At 57.2% G+C, this 19,434-nt stretch carries 21 protein-coding genes; 13 read left to right on the forward strand and 8 right to left on the reverse strand.

Annotated features, from left to right (window positions below; genetic code table 11):
* Complete coding sequence (locus tag AC0TNG_RS17855; RefSeq protein WP_032647160.1) at positions 1-897, reverse strand: DMT family transporter; 897 nt, start codon at positions 895-897, stop codon at positions 1-3.
* Positions 898-1,070: 173 nt separating this feature from the next.
* Here AC0TNG_RS17855 and AC0TNG_RS17860 point away from each other — a divergent pair, with 173 nt between their 5' ends.
* Positions 1,071-1,943, forward strand: a complete 873-nt coding sequence (locus AC0TNG_RS17860; RefSeq protein WP_024908429.1) for a helix-turn-helix transcriptional regulator — start codon at positions 1,071-1,073, stop codon at positions 1,941-1,943.
* Here AC0TNG_RS17860 and AC0TNG_RS17865 read toward each other — a convergent pair.
* Complete coding sequence (locus tag AC0TNG_RS17865; RefSeq protein WP_267215197.1) at positions 1,923-3,110, reverse strand: benzoate/H(+) symporter BenE family transporter; 1,188 nt, start codon at positions 3,108-3,110, stop codon at positions 1,923-1,925. The genes AC0TNG_RS17860 and AC0TNG_RS17865 overlap by 21 nt on opposite strands.
* A gap of 71 nt (positions 3,111-3,181) precedes the next feature.
* Here AC0TNG_RS17865 and AC0TNG_RS17870 point away from each other — a divergent pair, with 71 nt between their 5' ends.
* Positions 3,182-3,709, forward strand: a complete 528-nt coding sequence (locus tag AC0TNG_RS17870) for a helix-turn-helix domain-containing protein (protein ID WP_048991135.1) — start codon at positions 3,182-3,184, stop codon at positions 3,707-3,709.
* Between the two features lie 80 nt (positions 3,710-3,789).
* Positions 3,790-5,754, forward strand: a complete 1,965-nt coding sequence (locus AC0TNG_RS17875; RefSeq protein ID WP_473712874.1) for a peptidase U32 family protein — start codon at positions 3,790-3,792, stop codon at positions 5,752-5,754.
* Here AC0TNG_RS17875 and AC0TNG_RS17880 read toward each other — a convergent pair whose 3' ends face one another.
* Positions 5,755-5,985 (reverse strand): DUF2554 family protein, encoded by a 231-nt coding sequence (locus tag AC0TNG_RS17880; RefSeq protein WP_024908433.1) that lies wholly within the window; start codon positions 5,983-5,985, stop codon positions 5,755-5,757.
* Positions 5,986-6,229: 244 nt separating this feature from the next.
* On the opposite strand from AC0TNG_RS17880, the gene AC0TNG_RS17885 reads away from it, so the two are divergent.
* Entirely contained in the window at positions 6,230-6,592 is a 363-nt protein-coding gene (locus AC0TNG_RS17885) for a hypothetical protein (protein ID WP_473712875.1), read from the forward strand.
* A gap of 161 nt (positions 6,593-6,753) precedes the next feature.
* On the opposite strand, the gene AC0TNG_RS17890 is transcribed toward AC0TNG_RS17885, so the two are convergent.
* Complete coding sequence (locus AC0TNG_RS17890; RefSeq protein WP_267215198.1) at positions 6,754-7,290, reverse strand: dihydrofolate reductase family protein; 537 nt, start codon at positions 7,288-7,290, stop codon at positions 6,754-6,756.
* Between the two features lie 33 nt (positions 7,291-7,323).
* Positions 7,324-8,331 carry a transcriptional regulator FtrA gene (gene ftrA / locus AC0TNG_RS17895; RefSeq protein ID WP_248272041.1) on the reverse strand — a complete coding sequence of 336 codons (1,008 nt, stop codon included), beginning with the start codon at positions 8,329-8,331 and terminating at the stop codon, positions 7,324-7,326.
* A gap of 73 nt (positions 8,332-8,404) precedes the next feature.
* On the opposite strand from ftrA, the gene AC0TNG_RS17900 reads away from it, so the two are divergent.
* The 8 genes from AC0TNG_RS17900 (at position 8,405) to zinT (ending at position 16,424) form a co-directional block, all read left to right on the forward strand.
* Positions 8,405-8,818, forward strand: coding sequence for a rhodanese-like domain-containing protein (locus AC0TNG_RS17900; RefSeq protein ID WP_024908437.1), 414 nt, complete (start codon positions 8,405-8,407; stop codon positions 8,816-8,818).
* Between the two features lie 156 nt (positions 8,819-8,974).
* Positions 8,975-10,078, forward strand: a complete 1,104-nt coding sequence (locus AC0TNG_RS17905; protein ID WP_024908438.1) for a cobalamin-independent methionine synthase II family protein — start codon at positions 8,975-8,977, stop codon at positions 10,076-10,078.
* A gap of 203 nt (positions 10,079-10,281) precedes the next feature.
* Positions 10,282-11,553 (forward strand): urea ABC transporter substrate-binding protein, encoded by a 1,272-nt coding sequence (gene urtA, locus AC0TNG_RS17910; protein WP_008502246.1) that lies wholly within the window; start codon positions 10,282-10,284, stop codon positions 11,551-11,553.
* A 24-nt stretch (positions 11,554-11,577) separates the two neighbouring features.
* Positions 11,578-13,152 (forward strand): urea ABC transporter permease subunit UrtB, encoded by a 1,575-nt coding sequence (gene urtB, locus AC0TNG_RS17915; RefSeq protein ID WP_024908440.1) that lies wholly within the window; start codon positions 11,578-11,580, stop codon positions 13,150-13,152.
* The gene (urtC, locus tag AC0TNG_RS17920; protein WP_248164531.1) at positions 13,152-14,225 is read left to right on the forward strand and encodes an urea ABC transporter permease subunit UrtC; all 1,074 of its coding nucleotides are present in this window, start codon (positions 13,152-13,154) and stop codon (positions 14,223-14,225) included. The genes urtB and urtC overlap by 1 nt, the downstream gene beginning before the upstream one ends.
* Positions 14,225-15,022 carry an urea ABC transporter ATP-binding protein UrtD gene (urtD, locus tag AC0TNG_RS17925; RefSeq protein ID WP_024908442.1) on the forward strand — a complete coding sequence of 266 codons (798 nt, stop codon included), beginning with the start codon at positions 14,225-14,227 and terminating at the stop codon, positions 15,020-15,022. The genes urtC and urtD overlap by 1 nt, the downstream gene beginning before the upstream one ends.
* A 9-nt stretch (positions 15,023-15,031) precedes the next feature.
* A complete protein-coding gene (gene urtE / locus AC0TNG_RS17930) occupies positions 15,032-15,730 on the forward strand; it encodes an urea ABC transporter ATP-binding subunit UrtE (RefSeq protein WP_024908443.1) in 699 nt (232 codons plus the stop codon).
* A 52-nt stretch (positions 15,731-15,782) separates the two neighbouring features.
* Positions 15,783-16,424: a metal-binding protein ZinT gene (gene zinT, locus AC0TNG_RS17935; protein ID WP_420278628.1), complete on the forward strand. Its 642-nt coding sequence runs from the start codon at positions 15,783-15,785 to the stop codon at positions 16,422-16,424.
* Positions 16,425-16,470: 46 nt separating this feature from the next.
* Here zinT and ydeE read toward each other — a convergent pair whose 3' ends face one another.
* Positions 16,471-17,664, reverse strand: a complete 1,194-nt coding sequence (gene ydeE / locus AC0TNG_RS17940; protein WP_024908445.1) for an efflux MFS transporter YdeE — start codon at positions 17,662-17,664, stop codon at positions 16,471-16,473.
* A 194-nt stretch (positions 17,665-17,858) separates the two neighbouring features.
* Here ydeE and eamA point away from each other — a divergent pair, with 194 nt between their 5' ends.
* The gene (gene eamA / locus AC0TNG_RS17945; protein WP_473712876.1) at positions 17,859-18,764 is read left to right on the forward strand and encodes an O-acetylserine/cysteine exporter; all 906 of its coding nucleotides are present in this window, start codon (positions 17,859-17,861) and stop codon (positions 18,762-18,764) included.
* A 32-nt stretch (positions 18,765-18,796) separates the two neighbouring features.
* On the opposite strand, the gene marB is transcribed toward eamA, so the two are convergent.
* Both marB and marA read right to left on the reverse strand, forming a co-directional pair.
* Positions 18,797-19,015 carry a multiple antibiotic resistance protein MarB gene (gene marB / locus AC0TNG_RS17950; RefSeq protein WP_023335698.1) on the reverse strand — a complete coding sequence of 73 codons (219 nt, stop codon included), beginning with the start codon at positions 19,013-19,015 and terminating at the stop codon, positions 18,797-18,799.
* Between the two features lie 33 nt (positions 19,016-19,048).
* Complete coding sequence (gene marA / locus AC0TNG_RS17955) at positions 19,049-19,429, reverse strand: MDR efflux pump AcrAB transcriptional activator MarA (protein ID WP_008502237.1); 381 nt, start codon at positions 19,427-19,429, stop codon at positions 19,049-19,051.
* Positions 19,430-19,434 lie beyond the last annotated feature (5 nt).

Here is a 19,434-nt window from a genome sequence, read left to right on the forward strand (position 1 = left end):
TTATGCCATCCGTAAGCGCCTGAACCAGGTTTCCGGTTTGGTAAACATCACCATATTTCCTCCCAGAATCAGCACTAACCCCACGATACCGTTGATATGCCAGACGTACCCTTCATACACCGTGGAGATGGAGAGCGCCACCAGCGGGAAGAGCAGCGTGCTATAGGCCGCTTTACCTGGACCAATGCGTCCCACCAGCGTGAAGTAGGCACCAAAAGCAATCACCGAGCCAAACAGAGCCAGATACACCAGCGCACCAAGATAGCTCACCGTCCATTCCGGCACAAAGCTGTCGCCTCTGAACAGGGCAATGCAGCCCATCACCAGCGTGCCATAGAGCATCGCCCAGGCGTTGGTGGTCATGGTTTCCAGTCCTCTGCGCTGATGGCGCATGCTGATCATATTGCCCAGCGAGAAGCCGTAGGTACCGAGTGCGGAAAGCCCAATCCCGGTCAGGAGTGACGCGCTCCAGCCGCTGGCCAGCAGATCGTCCCAGAAGAGGGTGATGATCCCAACCAGCCCCAGTGCCGCCGCTGTCCAGAAACGCGCGGGCGGGCGCTGCCCGAAGAAAATAAAGCTGTTAATGGCGTTATAGAGCACGGCCATAGAGAAGATCACCGATTCCAGCCCGGTGTTGATATGCGAGGCTGCGGTGTAAAAACACCAGAAGTTAAAGCAGAAAACGCAGCATCCCTGGAGTATGCAATATAGGTGATCCCGCAGCGCCAGCGTGCGCAGGCGGCGCAGGGCGATTAACACCATCATCATCGTGAGGCTGGCGACGGCGAAACGCCAGAAAATAGAGACGGGCGCCGCCACGGGACCCTGCTGCAGAAAAATGGCAATCCAGGTGGTTCCCCAGATGACCACCACCAGTCCATAGAGTAATGCGTTCATATTTTTCTCTTCTCAAACCCCGAAAGCACGCAGTATGGCGCTGAGATGCGTAACGGGCTTTCACCGGCTTGCGGGTGACTTGCAAAATCTTGCGCTTTTTTCTTCCGCGGGGACTGGCAACGGGAGACAACTCTTCTTAGACTGAGATTCCGATCAATCACGCGCTAACGGTTATGTCTCACGCTTACGATACCTTTGAAACGCTTTGCCAACAGAATGCGGTCCTGCGGGAAACCGTCTCGCTGAATTCGGGTATTCAGCTGGCAGCATGGTACAACAAGCACGATACGATAACGGTAAAAAGCAACCATCATACCCTCAGCCTGTACGTGGCGGACGGCTACGAAAGCTATCAAAAAACGCCGGGCGGCTGGAAGAACGGCGGGGGGCCGGACCGTTTCTGTTTGATGCCCAAAGAGAGCGAATCGACGTGGGATATCCGTGATGACCTGTCGTTTGTGCATCTCTACTGCACCGATGAACACCTGCGCGACGTAGGGGAAAAAATCTGGGACAAGCGCCCGCTATCGCTGACCCTGGACGAGCGCATTTTTGGTAGCGATCCGAAGATTACCACGCTGTATCGCCAGTTTTTACTGGGCTGCGACTGGCAGCAGCACGCCAACCAGCTCACTCTGAGCACGGCCTCCACGCTGCTGCTGACCCATCTGCTGCAAAACTACTCAAACGTGCAGTGGAAGCTGCCGGTTGTCACGGGAGGGTTGTCGCCGTTTGTGCTGCGCAACGTCCTCGCCTTTATCGAAGAGAATCTCGGGCAGCCCCTGACGCTGGCCGAACTGGCGGCGCAGGCTGCCCTCAGCGAATACCATTTTGCACGCATGTTCCGCCAGTCGACGGGGTTGGCGCCGCATCAGTATGTGATGCAGAGGCGAATGGATAAAGCGAAAGCCCTCGTCCAGCACACCTCGACGCCGCTGACGGAGATCGCACTTGCCTGCGGGTTTAACTCCGCCAGCCACTTCAGCAACCGCTTTCGCAGCGCGACGGGCATGACGCCTTCGCAGCTACGCGCGGCGAGCGCGTGAAAACAGGGCGTAGCATACTCCGCCCAGCACCAGCCCCCAGAATGCCGAACCGATGCCCAGGATCGTGACGCCGCTCGCGGTCATCAGGAATGTAACGATGGCCGCATCGCGCTCCGCTTCGTGGCTTAATGCCTGATATAAACTCCCGCTGATGGTGCCCAGCAGCGCCAGACCGGCGAGCGTCTGGATCCAGCTAAGCGGCAGCGCGGCCATCAGCCCGGTAATGGAGCCGCCGAAAATCCCCGCCAGCAGATAAAACCCTCCGGCTGCGATGGCCGCCAGCCAGCGTTTATCGGCATCCGGGTGCGCATCCGGGCTTTGACAAATAGCGGCAGTAATGGCCGCAATGCAGATAGAAAAGACGCCAAACGGAGAAAACAGCAGCGCCAGTCCACCCGTGACGATGATGAGCGGTGAGACCGCCAGCGGGTAACCGGAGGCCTTCATCGTGGCGAAACCAGGCGCATTTTGCGAGGCCATGGTCACCAGGAAGAAGGGCACGCCAATACTCACCAGGCTTGTGAAGGTGAAGGCGGGTGCAATAAACTCAGGCATCACCAGAGAAAGCGTGAGCTTATCGGTGACAACGTCACCTCCCGCCCAGGCCACAATACCGCCGACCAGCAGCGTAACGACGATGGCATAGCGAGGAGCCAGCGCTTTTGCGATCAGCCACGCCGCAATCATGCTGCCGCACAGCAGAAAGTGCCCTTCGAGATGCGCAAACGCGTGCAGGCCAAACTGCAGCAATACCCCCGCCAGCATGGCGGCAGCAAGCGAATGGGGGATCAGCTTCATCAGACGGGCGAAGAGCCCGGTAATGCCGCAGAGCAAAATAAGCGCGTTCGCAAAGATGAACACGCCGATGGTTTCCGCCAGCGTGACGCCGTGCAGGCTGGTGGCGAGCAGCGCCGCGCCGGGCGTCGACCAGGCGGTCAGGACCGGCGCCTTGTACCACCAGGAAAGCGCCAGCGTGCTGACGCCCATCCCAATTCCCAGCGCGGTCATCCAGCCCGCAATCTGCTGTGCGCTGGCGCCTGCCGCAGCGGCAGCCTGCCAGATGATGGCGGCCGAGCTGGCGTAACCGACCAGCACGGCGACAAATCCAGCCAGTGCGACTGGAACAAGGTGAGAGGAAGGGCGCATGAAAACTCCGTTGTGCGTTATAGCGTCCGGGGTAAGGTAGCACTGTGCGCTATAGCGTACAAGTGGTATGCTGGTCGTCACCAGGAGGGAACATGGACATCACACGACATCTTGCAACCACATTGAAAACGCTGCGCCAGGCGCGCGGCTGGAGTTTGTCGAAGCTCGCAGACGAGACCGGCGTGTCAAAGGCCATGCTCGGGCAAATCGAGCGCAATGAATCCAGCCCGACGGTGTCGACGCTGTGGAAAATTGCCACGGGACTGAACGTTCCGTTTTCCGCCTTCATCACGCCGGAGGCGGACCAGCAGGCGGTATTTGACCCCCAGCAGCAGGCGATGGTCGTCAAGCCGCTATTTCCGTGGGACGAGACGCTCAGATTTGATTATTTCTCCATTACCCTGGCACCCGGTGCGCTGAGTGAATCCACGCCGCATGAGGCCGGAGTGATTGAACATGTGGTGGTGGTCAGCGGCGAGCTGGAGATGAAGCTTGACGGCAAGTGGCAGACGATTTCTGCCGATTCGGGCGTCCGTTTTGCCGGCGATAAACCGCACGCCTACCGCAACAGCAGCGACCGGACGGTGCATTTTCACTCCCTGATTCATTATCCCCGCTGAGGCTACGCAAAACTGTTTCGCTGACGCATACTTCTGACTACAATAGCCGCCATTTTGACCATAACGGATAACGACGAAGTATGCGCCTGCAATCCCATCATCTTGAACTTTTAAGCCCGGCCCGCGACGCCGCCATAGCCCGTGAAGCGATCCTTCATGGCGCTGACGCCGTCTACATTGGCGGCCCTGGCTTCGGTGCCCGCCATAACGCCAGCAACAGCCTGAGCGATATTGCTGAACTGGTGCCGTTCGCCCACCGTTTCGGGGCGAAAGTGTTCGTGACCCTGAACACCATTCTTCATGATGATGAGCTGGAGCCTGCGCAACGTCTGATTACCGATCTCTACCAGACCGGCGTGGATGCCCTGATTGTTCAGGATATGGGCGTGCTTGAGCTGGATATTCCGCTCATTGAACTGCATGCCAGTACCCAGTGTGATATCCGTACGGTCGAGAAGGCGAAATTTCTCTCCGACGTCGGCTTTTCACAGATCGTCCTCGCGCGCGAGCTGAATCTGAATCAGATCCGCGATATTCATCAGGCGACAGACGCGACGATCGAGTTCTTTATCCACGGCGCGCTGTGCGTGGCCTATTCCGGTCAGTGCAATATTTCCCACGCCCAGACGGGCCGCAGCGCCAACCGCGGCGACTGCTCTCAGGCCTGCCGTCTGCCGTATACCCTGAAAGACGATCAGGGCCGCGTCGTGGCGTTCGAAAAACACCTGCTCTCTATGAAGGATAACGATCAGACTGCCAACCTGGGCGCGCTGATCGACGCGGGCGTGCGTTCCTTCAAGATTGAAGGGCGCTATAAAGATATGAGCTACGTGAAGAACATCACCGCGCACTATCGCCAGATGCTGGACGCCATTATTGAGGATCGCGGTGACCTGGCGCGCGCGTCGGCCGGCCGCACCGAGCATTTCTTTATTCCGTCGACGGACAAAACGTTCCACCGCGGCAGCACGGACTATTTCGTGAATGCCCGTAAAGGGGATATCGGCGCGTTTGACTCACCGAAGTTTATCGGTTTACCGGTCGGCGAAGTGCTGAAAGTGGCGAAAGATCACCTTGATGTTGCAGTGACGGAGCCGCTGGCGAACGGCGATGGCCTTAACGTGATGATTAAGCGCGAAGTCGTGGGCTTCCGTGCGAATACGGTCGAGAAAACCGGCGAGAACCGCTACCGCGTATGGCCGAATGAAATGCCGGCCGATCTCTACAAGGCGCGACCGAACGCGGCGCTTAACCGTAACCTCGATCATAACTGGCAGCAGGCGCTGCTGAAAACCTCCAGCGAACGCCGTATCGCCGTGGATATTGAGCTGGGCGGCTGGGAAGAGCAGCTGATTCTGACCATGACCTGTGAAGACGGTATCAGCGTGACGCATACGCTCGATGGTCTTTTCGAGGTGGCAAACAACGCGGAAAAAGCGCTTAACAGCCTGAAGGATGGCGTGGCGAAGCTGGGCCAGACGATTTACTACGCCCGAGCTATCGACGTGAATCTGCCGGACGCGCTGTTCGTGCCGAACAGCCTGCTGAACCAGTTCCGCCGCGAAACGGCAGAGATGCTGGATGCCGCGCGCCTGGCACAATATCCGCGCGGTAGCCGTAAAGCCGAAGCCGTCCCTGCGCCAGTATACCCGGACACCCATTTGTCCTTCCTCGCCAACGTTTACAACCATAAAGCACGTGAATTCTATCATCGCCACGGCGTGCAGCTGATCGACGCGGCCTATGAAGCGCATGAAGAGAAGGGCGATGTGCCGGTGATGATCACCAAGCACTGCCTCCGCTTTGCATTTAACCTGTGTCCTAAGCAGGCGAAAGGGAACATTAAGAGCTGGAAGGCCACCCCAATGCAGCTGGTAAACGGTGACGAAGTTCTGACCCTTAAGTTCGACTGCCGTCCTTGCGAAATGCATGTGATTGGCAAGATGAAAAACCACATCTTCAAAATGCCGCAGCCCGGCAGTATTGTGGCATCCGTCAGTCCGGACGACCTGATGAAAACCCTGCCAAAACGCAAGGGCAGTTAATTACCTGACGTGCGTGTCCGGTTTGCGCGACTTCTGCCACAGGTGGTGTTCGCGCAAACCCTCCGCCGACTCTTCCGCAGCGCTTCGCAACTCATCACTGTCGGCTTCATGACGAAGCTGATGCGCCACGTTCTTTACCCATAAATATTCATGTCCTTTGTGCCCGGCCATAAGCTGGCCTGAAAACAGCGCACAAATAAGCATTATGAAAGATAACCCTTTTTTAATCATGGATTCTCCGCTGAAAAACAATGCCGGATAATCATGTCGATTATTTCCTGGTGTTATTATTTAAAAATTAAAATTAGCGAAAAGAAAATGTCAAATAATGTGGGTTCGGAATAGTGGTTAGGATATTTCCTAAAAGTCATCCTAATCTTTGTAAAGCTCCATTTCTGGACCACAATTGGATGTTTGCATTAAGGATTAATCTTATATAATAGTTATCTTGGGCTAAGGAACAGGTCATTTATAAATGAAAAAAATAGTAGCGCTTGCGCTTCTGGCGGCGGCTGTTGTAGCCGTTGCAGGGGTTCGTTATGCAGGTAATGACGAACCAGAATATATTCAATCTGCAGAAATTCGCGTGGGTTCATATTTAACCAGCGACTATGGTGGCATTGCCTGCACCAGCAAAAAAGTGAACGATCAGCGTTGGGAATTAGATTGCACTCATCAGGCAAGAGGAAAAACATTCCAGTTCGCGGTGTATCCCTCTGAAAAAGCACCTTATGGTGTCGCACGCTCCTTTTATCTTGAAGCCATTAACGATGACGCAAAACAGAGCGCTGAACAGGGGCTTATGCGTTATTTGCAGATCAATACCCATGCAGGTTAATAAGACTGTTTAACCTTCGTTAAGACAACGGGTGTTAGGTTGTATGGGATCCGCAGCCCGGCCATGGAGTGTCGGGACGTAGAGACCAAAATACAAATCTATCCATGCAAGCATTTACCGCCATTTTTGGCGGTTTTTTTTGCTCAGTGTTTACCCTGGTTTTATGGCTTCAGTCGATAATGTGACTGCACCAGGCCAGAAGGGAAGCTGCGGCTTGATACCAGCGTCAAATCGATATCTCCGGGCAGGGCGCCGAACAGCGATTTTCCCGATCCGAGCAGAACAGGAACGGTCGTGATCACCATATCCGCTACCAGTCCTTCGCGCAGGAACGACTGGATCACCTGTCCACCATCGAGATAGACGCGATGGACGTTCTGCATCGCCAGATCGTCGAGCACCTCCTTTGGCGTGCGGCCGGAAAACTGTACTTTACCCCTCAATGCGTCGGGCACGGGCGTATCGGCCAGCTGTCGGGAAAGCACCAGCACGGGCCGATCATACGGCCATGTGTCAAAAGTCAGCACCTTCTCATAGCTCCCCCGGCCCATCACGATCCACTCTTTGTCCGCGATGAACGCCGCATAGCCATGATCCTCAGTCGGGTCATCGCGCTGCAGCAGCCACTCGATATCGTCATTCTGTCGGGCGATGTAGCCATCAAGACTGACCGCGATGAAAACGTGTGTGGTGACCATCAGGTGCTCCGTATTAACCATAAAACTAACGCCTCAGCGGGCGGTACCAGTACGTGAAAATTGTTTGCGATACTGAGCCGGGGAGAGCGCGAACTGCTGGCGAAAATGATGACGTAATGTCGACGCCTGACCAAATCCGGTCTGTTCCGCGATGCTGTCGATGCTTAACCGGCTGCTTTCCAGATAATCTTTCGCTCGCAGCAGGCGCTCATTGATCAACCAGCGTGCGGGCGTCATTCCCGTTGCCGCCTCGAAGCGGCGAAGAAAGGTGCGCTGGCTCATTCCGACCCGACGCGCCAGCGAGTCGACGCTATGCGCGTCGATAAGATGCGTGTGCAGAAAATCAAACAGCTGGCCGAGACGTTGACTCTCCCGCAGCTGCGCCACCGGGCGGCTCAGCTGCTGCGGCTGAGATCCATCCCTGTGAGGGGGAATGACCAGCCGACGCGCCACGCTGTTGGCGGTTTCCATGCCATAATCCCGACGCACAACGTGCAGGCAGAGATCGATCCCCGCCGCGCTGCCCGCAGAGGTCAGTATATCGCCCTCATCCTGGTAGAGCACATCCTCAACCACGTCGATGTCAGGGTAACGGGTTTTTAGCGTATCAATGTAGCGCCAGTGCGTCGTGGCTTTACGTCCATTCAACAGCCCCGTAGCGGCCAGGACAAACACACCCGAACAGATGGATAGTAGCTGACACCCGCGCACACTGGCCTGACGCAATGCGCCGCAGAGCGCATCCGGAACCGGTGAGTCCAGCCCCCGCCAGCCCGGAACCACAATCAGATCGGCAGACTCAAGCAGGGAGATATCGCCATCGGTAATGATGCGGATCCCGCCCGTCGCCCGAAGTTCACCGCTGTCCACGCCCGCCACGGCAAAACGATACCATTCGTCGCCCAGCTCGGGGCGAGGCAGGCCGAAGATTTCCACCGCCACCCCAAACTCAAAGGTACACAGACCGTCATACGCCAGCACGACCACCTTCGGGCGGGCAAGTTGTCTTAAGTTTGTCATCTTTTTGCTGTTTTCTGGCATAAGCGAGCGCATTCACGGGCTGAATTTGTGGATAGAGTAGTGTTAACACAAACGCCAAAGATGAGGAAGGATCATGAGCTATGTTACTGAATTTCCGGCTGCCGAGCCGCAGGAAGCTGTTACCCATTTTCTGCGTCGCCTGAGCGTCGAAACCGACTGTGCCGATGTGCATCATGCCATCGCCAATAATGAGCAGGACTTTGTTTTGCTGCATGTGGTGGGGAGCCCGGAGCAGTTTGCCCGTCGTCACGTACCTGGCGCATTGCATCTGCCGCGGAGCCAGATTACCGCTGAGCGCATGGCTCAATGGCCTGAAGGCACGCTGTTCGTTGTCTACTGCGCAGGGCCGCACTGTAACGGCGCGGACAGAGCCGCGCTCAAGCTGGCGCGCCTCGGGCTGCCGGTCAAAATCATGCTCGGGGGGATCACCGGCTGGGAAGATGAAAAGTTCGCCTTTGCCAGCAGCGAAACCGCCGCCGCGCTGTGAAGATGAATTATTTTCAATGCCCGTGAAATTTTCTCGTTTGCCGACGCCGGTGAGGTATGACATTGTTTTTGGACATTTAGACATCCAGAAGTCTAAAACTTCAAATGATGAATTATCACTGCTGGCAATTACCGTCGGCAGACTGAGGAGATTTCCATGCAACGACACCACGCCCCGTACCGCGCCGATGTAGTCGGCAGTTTTTTACGCCCGGATGCCATCAAACAGGCGCGCCTGAAGTTCGCCAGCGGCGAAATCGATGCCGGACAGCTTCGCGCGGTAGAGGATGAGGCCATTCGCCACGTCGTTGAGCAGCAGTGTGCGTGCGGCCTGCACGTGGTCACCGACGGCGAGTTTCGTCGTGCCTGGTGGCACTTCGACTTCTTCGACGGACTGCAGGGCGTTGAACGTTACGATTCGCAGCAGGGCATCCAGTTTAACGGGGTGCAAACCAAAGCCCACGGCGTGCGCGTCACCGGCAAGCTGGGCTTTGGCGAGCATCCGATGCTGGAAGACTTTCGCTATCTGAAAAGCATCAGCGGGAACGCACAACCGAAAATGACCATTCCCAGCCCGAGCGTGCTGCATTTCCGCGGCGGTCGCAAAGACATTGATGCGACCGTCTATCCGGACCTGAACGTCTATTTCGACGATCTGGCCACCACCTGGCGTGATGCCATCCGCGCTTTCTATGACGCGGGCTGCCGTTATCTGCAGCTGGATGACACCGTCTGGGCCTATCTCTGTTCGGACGATCAGCGCCGTCAGATCCGCGAGCGCGGCGATGATGCCGATGAGCTGGCGCGCATCTATGCCCGCGTTCTGAACAAGGCGCTGGAAGGCAAGCCGGACGATCTGACCATCGGGCTGCACGTCTGTCGCGGTAACTTCCGTTCCACCTGGATCTCCGAAGGCGGCTATGAGCCGGTGGCGGAAGTGCTGTTCGGGACGGTCAACGTTGACGCGTTCTTCCTTGAATATGATAACGACCGCAGCGGGGATTTCGCGCCATTACGCTTTGTTCGACCGGGCAAGCAGCAGGTGGTGCTGGGTCTGATTACCACGAAAAACGGCGAGCTGGAAAACCCGGAGGGAATTAAAGCTCGTCTGGAAGAGGCGGCGAAATACGTGGCGAAAGAGCAGATCTGCCTCAGCCCGCAGTGCGGCTTTGCCTCTACCGAAGAGGGTAACAGCCTGAGCGAAACCCAGCAGTGGGACAAAGTCCGTCTGGTCACGCAGATCGCCAGCGAAGTCTGGTAAAATCGTCCTCCTCAGCGCTGCATTATAAAAGTGCAGCGCTGTGCCATTCTGAGACGTTCTCTTTACATCCGGCGTTCCCCTCCCAGAAATAGCGCTATCTCCATTCTGGCATCCTTTTTGCTCCTGCTTCGCTGACACTTTTATTTCCGCGTCCACGCCGTAACGGACGTTTTCGCACAGCGTTCTTTTTCAGGAGTGAAAATATGCAGCGTCGTACCTTATTAAAAGCCTTTGCGTTATCCGCGTCCGTCGTGGCGATGGGCATGAGTTTTGGCGCGCAGGCGGCCGATACCATCAAAGTGGGGATCATGCATTCTCTTTCCGGCACGATGGCCATCTCCGAGACTCCGCTGAAGGATGTCGCCCTGATGACGATTGATGAAATCAACGCCAAAGGCGGCGTGCTGGGTAAGAAACTGGAGCCGGTGGTGGTGGACCCGGCCTCAAACTGGCCGCTGTTTGCCGAGAAAGCGCGCCAGCTGTTGAGTCAGGATAAAGTGGCTGTGGTATTCGGCTGCTGGACGTCTGTTTCGCGCAAATCCGTACTGCCGGTCTTTGAGGAGCTGAACGGCCTGCTGTTCTATCCGGTGCAGTATGAAGGCGAAGAGATGTCGCCAAACGTCTTCTATACCGGCGCGGCGCCGAACCAGCAGGCGATCCCGGCGGTGGAATACCTGATGAGCGAAGACGGCGGCGCGGCGAAACGCTTCTTCCTGCTGGGAACCGATTACGTCTATCCGCGCACCACCAACAAGATCCTGCGCGCGTTCCTGCATTCGAAAGGGGTGGAGGATAAGGACATCGAAGAGGTTTACACCCCGTTTGGTCATAGCGACTACCAGACCATCGTCGCCAATATCAAAAAATTCTCTGCGGGCGGCAAAACCGCCGTGGTGTCGACCATCAACGGCGACTCCAACGTGCCGTTCTACAAAGAGCTGGCTAACCAGGGACTGAAGGCGACGGACGTGCCGGTGGTGGCGTTCTCCGTGGGTGAAGAAGAGCTGCGCGGGATCGACACCAAACCGCTGGTGGGGAACCTGGCGGCATGGAACTACTTTGAATCCGTGGATAATCCGACAAACCAGGCCTTCGTGGCGGATTACAAAGCCTATGCCAAAGCGCATAAGCTGCCGAACGCCGACACCGTGGTGACCAACGACCCGATGGAAGCGACTTACGTGGGGATTCATATGTGGGCGCAGGCGGTGGAAAAAGCGGGCACTACCGACGTGGATAAAGTGCGTGCGGCGATGGCCGGTCAGTCCTTTAAGGCGCCGTCAGGCTTTACGCTCACCATGGATGCCACCAACCACCATCTGCATAAGCCGGTCATGATCGGTGAAATCGAAGGCAACGGTCAGTTCAACGTGGTGTGGCAGACGGAACAGCCGGTACGCGCCCAGCCGTGGAGCCCGTTCATCGCCGGGAATGACAAAAAGCCCGACCAGCCGATGAAAACCGCCAGCAACTAAGCCATCACCGCAGGGAGAAACGTCATGAACGCCATGCGCCTGTTCATTGCTCTTGTATGGCTTTCCGGACTGCTGCCAGGGATGGTGCAGGCATCGGATGCCGATCGTTTTGTTGCCGCCAGCCGCAGCCAGCAGGCGGATTTGTTGACGCAGTGGGCTGCCGCGCCGGACGCGGTTAGGCTGCCGCTGCTGCAGGCGCTGCAAAAGGAAAATTTGTATACCGACACCCAAAAGCACGCCTTTGCGCAGCGCAATGGTCAAATGATCTCGCTCGGTGACGCAAAGGCGGCCGAAGGGCCAACTAAAGCCGTTCGTCTGACCAACCGGCTGCGCGTACTGGCCGCCACGGCCATCGCGACGCATCAGCTGGTGAGTGACAGCGTCACCGAAAGGCGATCGGCGGCACGTCAGCTTCAGCGGGATGCCCAGCCCGGGATGCTCGCTTTTCTGGAAAAGCGGGTAAACGAAGAAACGGACGCGGTGGCGCGTCAGGCGCTGCTGCTGGCGGTGGCAAATCTCCAGCTAGCCAGCCCGCTGGCCGAGGTGCGCCGCAAGGCTGTTGAATTATTAGGGCAGTCTGACGATCCGGACGTGGAGTCCAGACTTACCCCGTTTACCCAGGCACAGACAGAGCCGGATGCCGGGGTTCGCGCTGCCGCGCAGGAGAGTCTTAGCCAGATCCAGCATCGGCTGATGTGGGGCGATCTGCTGGGCCAGGCGTTTATGGGGCTTTCTCTGGGGTCGGTGCTGCTGCTGGCGGCGCTGGGGCTTGCCATCACCTACGGCCTGCTGGGGGTCATCAATATGGCGCACGGCGAAATGCTGATGCTGGGCGCGTATGCCACGTGGATGGTGCAGCAGGCGATGGCCGGGCTTGCGCCCCAGTGGCTGGCGCTCTATCCCGTTATCGCGCTGCCGGTCGCGTTCTGCCTGACGGCGGGCATTGGAATGGTGCTGGAGCGCACCGTGATTCGTCATTTGTATGGTCGTCCGCTGGAAACGCTGCTGGCGACGTGGGGCATCAGCCTGATGCTTATCCAGTTGGTGCGCATGACCTTTGGCGCCCAGAACCTCGAGGTGGCGAACCCGGCATGGCTCTCCGGCGGGGTGCAGGTTTTTGCCAACCTGACGCTGCCGTGGAACCGCATTGTGGTGCTGGGCTTCGTGCTGCTGGTGCTGTTCTTCACCTGGCTCATTCTGAATAAAACCCGTCTGGGGCTCAACGTGCGGGCGGTGACGCAAAACCGCAGCATGGCCGCCTGCTGCGGGGTACCAACAGGGCGCGTCGATATGCTGGCGTTCGGGCTTGGCTCAGGGATTGCGGGGTTAGGCGGCGTGGCGCTATCGCAGCTGGGTAACGTCGGGCCGGAGCTGGGACAGGGCTATATCATCGACTCCTTCCTTGTGGTGGTGCTTGGAGGCGTAGGCCAGCTGGCAGGCAGCGTGGCCGCGGCGTTTGGTCTGGGGATCTTTAATAAAATCCTTGAACCGCAGATGGGGGCGGTGCTGGGCAAAATCGTGATTCTGGTGGCGATCGTGCTGTTTATTCAGAAACGCCCCCAGGGACTGTTTGCGCTGAAAGGGAGGGTAATTGACTGATGAGCCAGCCGCTGACCTTAACACTGGCGCGTAAAGCGCCACGCACCACGCAGATAGCAGGCAGCCTGCTGGTGGTGTGTCTGCTGATATTGCCGTTTTTCGCCTTACTGCCTGCGACGCATCCGCTGGCGCTGTCGACCTGGATGCTGACGCTGATTGGCAAGATCCTCTGCTATGCCATCGTTGCGGTGGCGCTGGATCTGGTGTGGGGCTATGCCGGGATGCTGTCGCTTGGGCACGGGATCTTCTTCGCGCTGGGCGGCTACGCGATGGGTATGTACCTGATGCGCCAGGCTGCAGGTGACGGCCTGCCTGCGTTTATGTCGTTTCTCTCCTGGAGCGAACTGCCATGGTTCTGGTGGGGCACCCAGCATTTTGCCTGGGCGCTGGTGCTGATTGTGCTGGTGCCGGGGCTGCTGGCGCTGGTATTTGGCTGGTTTGCCTTCCGCTCGAAGATCAAAGGGGTCTATTTCTCGATTATGACCCAGGCGCTGACCTATGCCGGGATGCTGCTGTTCTTTCGCAACGAAACCGGCTTTGGCGGCAATAACGGCTTTACCGGCTTCACCACGCTGCTCGGGTTTTCAGTAACGGAAACGACGACCCGTATCGCGCTGTTTCTGGCCACCGTGCTGTTGCTGCTCCTGGCCCTGGGCACAGGGTTTGCGCTGGCGAAGAGCAAGTTTGGCCGCATTCTGACCGCCGTTCGCGACGCCGAAAACCGCCTGACGTTTTGCGGCTACGATCCGCGCGGGTTCAAGCTGCTGGTGTGGACGCTCTCTGCCGTGCTGTGCGGCCTGGCGGGGGCGCTGTACGTGCCGCAGGTGGGCATTATCAACCCCGGTGAAATGTCACCAACGAACTCGATAGAAGCGGCCATCTGGGTTGCGCTGGGCGGGCGCGGCACGTTGGTGGGGCCGGTGATTGGCGCGGCGCTGGTGAACGGTGCGAAAAGTTTCTTCACCGTCGCGATGCCGGAATACTGGCAGCTGTTTCTGGGGTTGATTTTTATCGCCGTCACGCTGTTTTTACCGCGCGGCGTCTATGGTCTGTTTCGAAAGGGAGATAAATAATGCAGCCAGCCGAAGGGTTATTTACCCGCCAGTTGCCCGGCGATCGTTACCGCGAGCAGACCGACCCGGTGCTGCAGCTTGAGGCCATTAACGTCAATTTTGATGGCTTTCAGGCCCTGACCGATCTCTCGCTGAATATCGGCGTGGGCGAGCTGCGCTGCGTGATTGGCCCCAACGGAGCCGGTAAAACCACGCTGATGGACGTTATCACCGGTAAAACGCGGCCAAAGAGCGGCAGGGCGATTTACGACCAGTCCATCGATCTGACCGCGCTGGAGCCTGCGGCCATTGCCCGCCAGGGGATCGGGCGTAAATTCCAGAAACCCACCGTTTTTGAAGCGCTGACGGTGTGGGAAAACCTGGAGATCGCCATGAAAACCGATAAGTCCGTCTGGGCGAGCCTGCAGGCAAAACTCAACGGTGCGCAGCGCGACCGCATTGACGAGATGCTGGTTTTACTGCGCCTTAGCAGCGAGCGCGACCGCCGCGCCGGGCTGCTTTCCCACGGACAAAAGCAGTTTCTGGAAATCGGTATGCTGCTGGTGCAAGACCCGCATCTGCTGCTGCTGGATGAACCCGCCGCCGGGATGACCGACGCGGAAACGGAATACACCGCAGAGCTGTTCAAAACGCTGGCGGGTAAACACTCCCTGATGGTGGTGGAGCACGATATGGGCTTTGTTGAAACCATCGCCGACCATGTGACCGTGCTGCATCAGGGGCGGGTGCTAGCGGAAGGGTCGCTTCGCGAAGTTCAGGCCAACGAGCAGGTGATTGAGGTCTATCTGGGACGTTAAGGAGAGGGAATGTTACAGGTCAACGAACTGAATCAGTATTACGGCGGCAGCCATATCCTGCGCGGCGTGAGCTTTGAGGCTAACACTGGCGAAGTCACCTGCCTGCTGGGGCGCAACGGCGTGGGGAAAACCACGCTGCTGAAGTGTCTGATGGGGCTGATCCCGGCGAAAACCGGGGAGGTCATCTGGCAGGGTAAAAAGATTACCCACAGCAGGCCGCATCAGCGGGTGCAGACTGGCGTGGCGTATGTTCCGCAGGGGCGCGAGATTTTCTCGCGCCTGACCGTGGAAGAGAACCTTCTGCTGGGGCTGTCGCGATTTTCCGCCCGCGAGGCGAAGCAGGTGCCGGAAGAGATCTGGCAGCTGTTCCCGGTGCTTAAAGAGATGAAGCATCGTCGCGGGGGCGATCTCTCCGGCGGGCAACAGCAGCAGCTGGCGATTGGGCGCGCGCTGGCGAGCCGCCCGCAGCTGCTGATTCTGGATGAGCCGACCGAAGGCATACAGCCGTCGGTGATTAAAGAGATTGGTCAGGTGATCCGCACCCTGGCTGACCGGGGGGATATGGCGATCCTGCTGGTTGAACAATTTTACGACTTTGCCGCCGAGCTGGCAGACAGCTATCTGCTCATGTCGCGCGGCACCATTATTCAGCGCGGACGGGGTGAGAACATGGAGCAGGAGGGCGTGCGCGGCCTGGTTGCGATCTGAAATGTTATAATATAACATCCTCGTTCTTATCAAACGGAATGAGGGTGTTATGTTGACTGCACATATTGGAAAATTTGCTATGACTCTGGGGGCGCTGCTGGTCAGCGGCCAGCTGTTTGCTCACTCGCACGGCCATCAGATGACTGAAGCGGAACAGAAAGCGGCGAACGGCGTGTTTGAGGATAAAGACGTGAAGGACAGAGCGCTGTCTGACTGGGACGGGACCTGGCAGTCGGTCTATCCGTTCCTGCTTGATGGTTCGCTCGATCCGGTCTTTAAACAGAAAGCGCAGAAAGACAAAAGTAAAACCTTTGACGAAGTGAAAGCCTACTACCGAACGGGTTATGCGACGGACGTGGATGCCATCGGCATCGAAAATAACGTGATGGAGTTCCATCAGGGTAAAGCGGTCAGCCGCTGCCATTATGATTACAGCGGCTACAAAATTCTGACCTACGCGTCAGGTAAGAAAGGCGTGCGCTATCTGTTTGAGTGTAAGGACGCCAGCAGCAAGGCGCCGAAGTTCGTGCAGTTCAGCGACCATACCATCGGACCGAAGGCCTCTTCGCACTTCCATATTTTCATGGGCAATACCTCCCACGAGGCGCTGCTGAAAGAGATGGATAACTGGCCGACCTATTACCCGAACGAGATGTATAAAGAGCAGGTGGTGGAGGAGATGTTGCACCACTGATGCTTTATTGCCGGGTGGCGGCTGCGCCTTACCCGGCCTGCATTTGCTACGCCGCTTTGGGCGACTCGCACCACGCCTTCACGCTCATCCCGCGCAAAATCATCAGCCATGCGACAACAATGGCGACCATCATGATGACAAACAAGGACCAGTGCGGCAGGTTGGTCAGGATGATACCGGTGATCATCGGGTTTGCCGCAGCGCCGAGCCAGCCCAGCGCCTGCGCGGAGAAATAGCTCGCCTTCATTCCCGGTGGCGCAATGTTGTCGATCAGCATGTATTCGCCCGGCGCATAGATAATCTCACCCAGGGTAAAGATGGCGGCAGCAATGCCCCAGTAAACCAGGTTCTCTCCGGAGAGCATAAAGCCGCCCAGCCCCACGATAAAAAACAGGGTGGCGAGGGTCATCAGCGGGCGGATATTGCTGGCTGAGATTTTGCGGCCCAGCGCATATTGCAGCGTCACCACCACGGCGGCGTTGACCGGGAGCACCACGGCCACCACCTTTTCGGCGAAATCACTGTCCGCATGCGCGGCCAGAACGTATTGCGAAATACAGCTCGCGAACGACCCGCCCACGTAGGACGCCAGCAGGCCAGAGAGCGTGTACCAGAACAGCGCGCGGTCTTTCAGTAATACCGACGGCTGCCAGGGCGTCTTCTCCTCGGTAGTATCGAGCGCCACGCTTTTTTGCACAAAGAAATGGATAAAGCCCAGCGGCAGCGCGGCGCAGAAGGCCGCCAGCCAGAACGGCAGCTGCAGGCTGTACATCACCAGCAGGGTGCCAATTGGTGGTCCGATCGTCCAGCCAATGTTCAGGAAGCTGTAGTTCAGCGAGAAGACGCGCGCTTTCTGGCTCGCGGTGAGCACGTCGGAGAACCAGGCCTTCAGCACCGTCGAAAAGACGGAATAGGCGCAGTTGATCAGCGCAAAGAACAGCACCACCAGCGTGACGTTATCGACCAGCGGGATCGCGACAAAGCCGGCGATAAAGGCCACGATGGCGATCAGCATGTAGCGTTTTTTATCAAACTTATCGGCAAGAATGCCAAACCCCAGGCTGAACACCACGCCGATAGTCAGCGCAATCGTCAGGGCATAACCAATATTCTCGACGCTCATGCTGTAGACGCGCGTGAGATAGATGGTCATAAACGGCAGCGTTGCCCCTCGACCAATGGTTAACAACAATGACGATGCCAGCAGCGCTGCGGTTGAGCGCCTGAGAGATGGTTTCATATTCCTGCCCGACAGTTGCTTATGCTTTTATTAGATGTGTGTTAACAGGATTACCATGACATAAGGGGCTTGTATAGCACCTGATTTATCCCTAAGTGCTTCAGCTGCCTGCCAGAAATAATGATCTTCTCTCGGCGCACTTTTTTCTGTTACCTTGAAGTGTTAACAAATTATTAATAATTCAGGGGCTGGGTATGACGCGGAAAGACGGGCTGCTGGCGTTGCTGGTGGTCGTAGTATGGGGGCTCAACTTTGTGGTCATTAAGCTGGGGCTGCACAACATGCCGCCGCTGATGCTGGCCGGTTTACGCTTTATGTTGGTCGCTTTTCCGGCCATCTTCTTTGTCGCCCGCCCGAAGATCCCGTTGAAACTGCTGCTGGGCTACGGTCTGACCATTAGCTTTGGCCAGTTCGCGTTTCTCTTCTGCGCCATCAAGTTCGGTATGCCGGCGGGTCTTGCCTCGCTGGTGTTACAGGCGCAGGCGTTCTTTACCATTATTCTCGGGGCGTTCGTGTTTGGCGAGCGTCTGCAGGGCAAACAGCTGGCGGGGATCACCCTGGCGGTGTTCGGCGTGCTGGTGCTGATCGAGGCCAGCCTGAATGGTCAGCATGTGGCGCTGCTCGGGTTTGTGTTGACGCTGGCGGCAGGGCTGAGCTGGGCCTGCGGGAATATCTTCAACAAGCTGATTATGCAGCACGAGGCGCGCCCGGCGGTGATGTCGCTGGTGGTGTGGAGCGCACTGATCCCGGTGATCCCGTTTCTGCTGGCGTCGAGTATTCTGGACGGTCCGGCGGTGATGCTGAACAGTCTGGTCGACATCGATATGACCACGATCCTGTCTCTCGTCTATCTGGCCTTTGTCGCCACCATTGTGGGCTACGGGATCTGGGGATCGCTGCTGGGGCGGTATGAGACCTGGCGCGTCGCGCCGTTATCTCTGCTGGTGCCGGTGGTAGGACTTGCCAGTGCGGCGATACTGCTGGATGAAACGCTGAGCGCGCTGCAGCTGTTGGGCGCCGTGCTGATCATGGCCGGACTGTATATTAACGTATTTGGCCTGCGGGTTCGTCGGGCGACGCGGGTAAGCGAAAAGGCATAAAAAAAGCCCCGCGTCTGCGGGGCAAAAACGAATCAGAGGCCGTGCTGATTATAATAAGGCACGCCTAATTCGTCGGATTTGTCGCTACCAGCACCCATGTGGTTGAAATCATAAGGCGACTGGTCATGTGCTGACGGCAAAATCATCGTATCAGGATTATTTTGCTGCGTTGCACGAGGGGTTTGCTCCGCGAAGGTCTGGCTGGAGAACAGCACCAGCAAGGCGAGGGCGGCGGAGGCGATAACTTTCATGATTTCCTCGGTTACGTCTGTTACAGGCGATGATTAACTACAGTGTTTTAACGGATACAGGTATCGGGATTCGCCCGGCACGCTGGTGATTCGGTACTTATGAGGCGGCACGTCAAAATAGTTCTTGAACGTACGCGTCAGGGTTTGCTGCGATTCAAATCCGTAACGCTCCGCCAGATAAAGGATCGGCTCATTGCTTTCTTTCAGTTTCTGGGCAATTTCCGTCAGCTTGCGGCTGCGAATATATTGACCTAATGAATGACCGGTCTCTTTTTTGAACATCCGTTGCAGGTGCCATTTGGAGTAACCCGAACGCTCTGACACTTTTTCAAGGGAGAGCGGCGATTCCAGGTTATCTTCGATCCAGTCCAAAATGCTATGAATGGTAATAGCGTCAGTATTGCGTCTGGACATCGTCA

It is taken from the genome of Enterobacter sp. PL_is514 (genome assembly GCF_055816715.1).

What these genes read in the sequence shown, in the direction of transcription:
- AC0TNG_RS17905 (WP_024908438.1), top strand. Translation starts at nt 8,975, where the DNA reads ATGCAACGACACCACGCCCCGTACCGCGCCGATGTAGTCGGCAGTTTT.
- AC0TNG_RS17870 (WP_048991135.1), top strand. Translation starts at nt 3,182, where the DNA reads ATGGACATCACACGACATCTTGCAACCACATTGAAAACGCTGCGCCAG.
- AC0TNG_RS17860 (WP_024908429.1), top strand. Translation starts at nt 1,071, where the DNA reads ATGTCTCACGCTTACGATACCTTTGAAACGCTTTGCCAACAGAATGCG.
- AC0TNG_RS17890 (WP_267215198.1), bottom strand. Translation starts at nt 7,290, where the DNA reads ATGGTCACCACACACGTTTTCATCGCGGTCAGTCTTGATGGCTACATC.
- AC0TNG_RS17880 (WP_024908433.1), bottom strand. Translation starts at nt 5,985, where the DNA reads ATGATTAAAAAAGGGTTATCTTTCATAATGCTTATTTGTGCGCTGTTT.
- marA (WP_008502237.1), bottom strand. Translation starts at nt 19,429, where the DNA reads ATGTCCAGACGCAATACTGACGCTATTACCATTCATAGCATTTTGGAC.
- urtC (WP_248164531.1), top strand. Translation starts at nt 13,152, where the DNA reads ATGAGCCAGCCGCTGACCTTAACACTGGCGCGTAAAGCGCCACGCACC.
- AC0TNG_RS17875 (WP_473712874.1), top strand. Translation starts at nt 3,790, where the DNA reads ATGCGCCTGCAATCCCATCATCTTGAACTTTTAAGCCCGGCCCGCGAC.
- ftrA (WP_248272041.1), bottom strand. Translation starts at nt 8,331, where the DNA reads ATGCCAGAAAACAGCAAAAAGATGACAAACTTAAGACAACTTGCCCGC.
- AC0TNG_RS17900 (WP_024908437.1), top strand. Translation starts at nt 8,405, where the DNA reads ATGAGCTATGTTACTGAATTTCCGGCTGCCGAGCCGCAGGAAGCTGTT.
- eamA (WP_473712876.1), top strand. Translation starts at nt 17,859, where the DNA reads ATGACGCGGAAAGACGGGCTGCTGGCGTTGCTGGTGGTCGTAGTATGG.
- AC0TNG_RS17885 (WP_473712875.1), top strand. Translation starts at nt 6,230, where the DNA reads ATGAAAAAAATAGTAGCGCTTGCGCTTCTGGCGGCGGCTGTTGTAGCC.
- AC0TNG_RS17855 (WP_032647160.1), bottom strand. Translation starts at nt 897, where the DNA reads ATGAACGCATTACTCTATGGACTGGTGGTGGTCATCTGGGGAACCACC.
- urtD (WP_024908442.1), top strand. Translation starts at nt 14,225, where the DNA reads ATGCAGCCAGCCGAAGGGTTATTTACCCGCCAGTTGCCCGGCGATCGT.
- urtB (WP_024908440.1), top strand. Translation starts at nt 11,578, where the DNA reads ATGAACGCCATGCGCCTGTTCATTGCTCTTGTATGGCTTTCCGGACTG.
- ydeE (WP_024908445.1), bottom strand. Translation starts at nt 17,664, where the DNA reads ATGAAACCATCTCTCAGGCGCTCAACCGCAGCGCTGCTGGCATCGTCA.
- urtA (WP_008502246.1), top strand. Translation starts at nt 10,282, where the DNA reads ATGCAGCGTCGTACCTTATTAAAAGCCTTTGCGTTATCCGCGTCCGTC.
- marB (WP_023335698.1), bottom strand. Translation starts at nt 19,015, where the DNA reads ATGAAAGTTATCGCCTCCGCCGCCCTCGCCTTGCTGGTGCTGTTCTCC.
- urtE (WP_024908443.1), top strand. Translation starts at nt 15,032, where the DNA reads ATGTTACAGGTCAACGAACTGAATCAGTATTACGGCGGCAGCCATATC.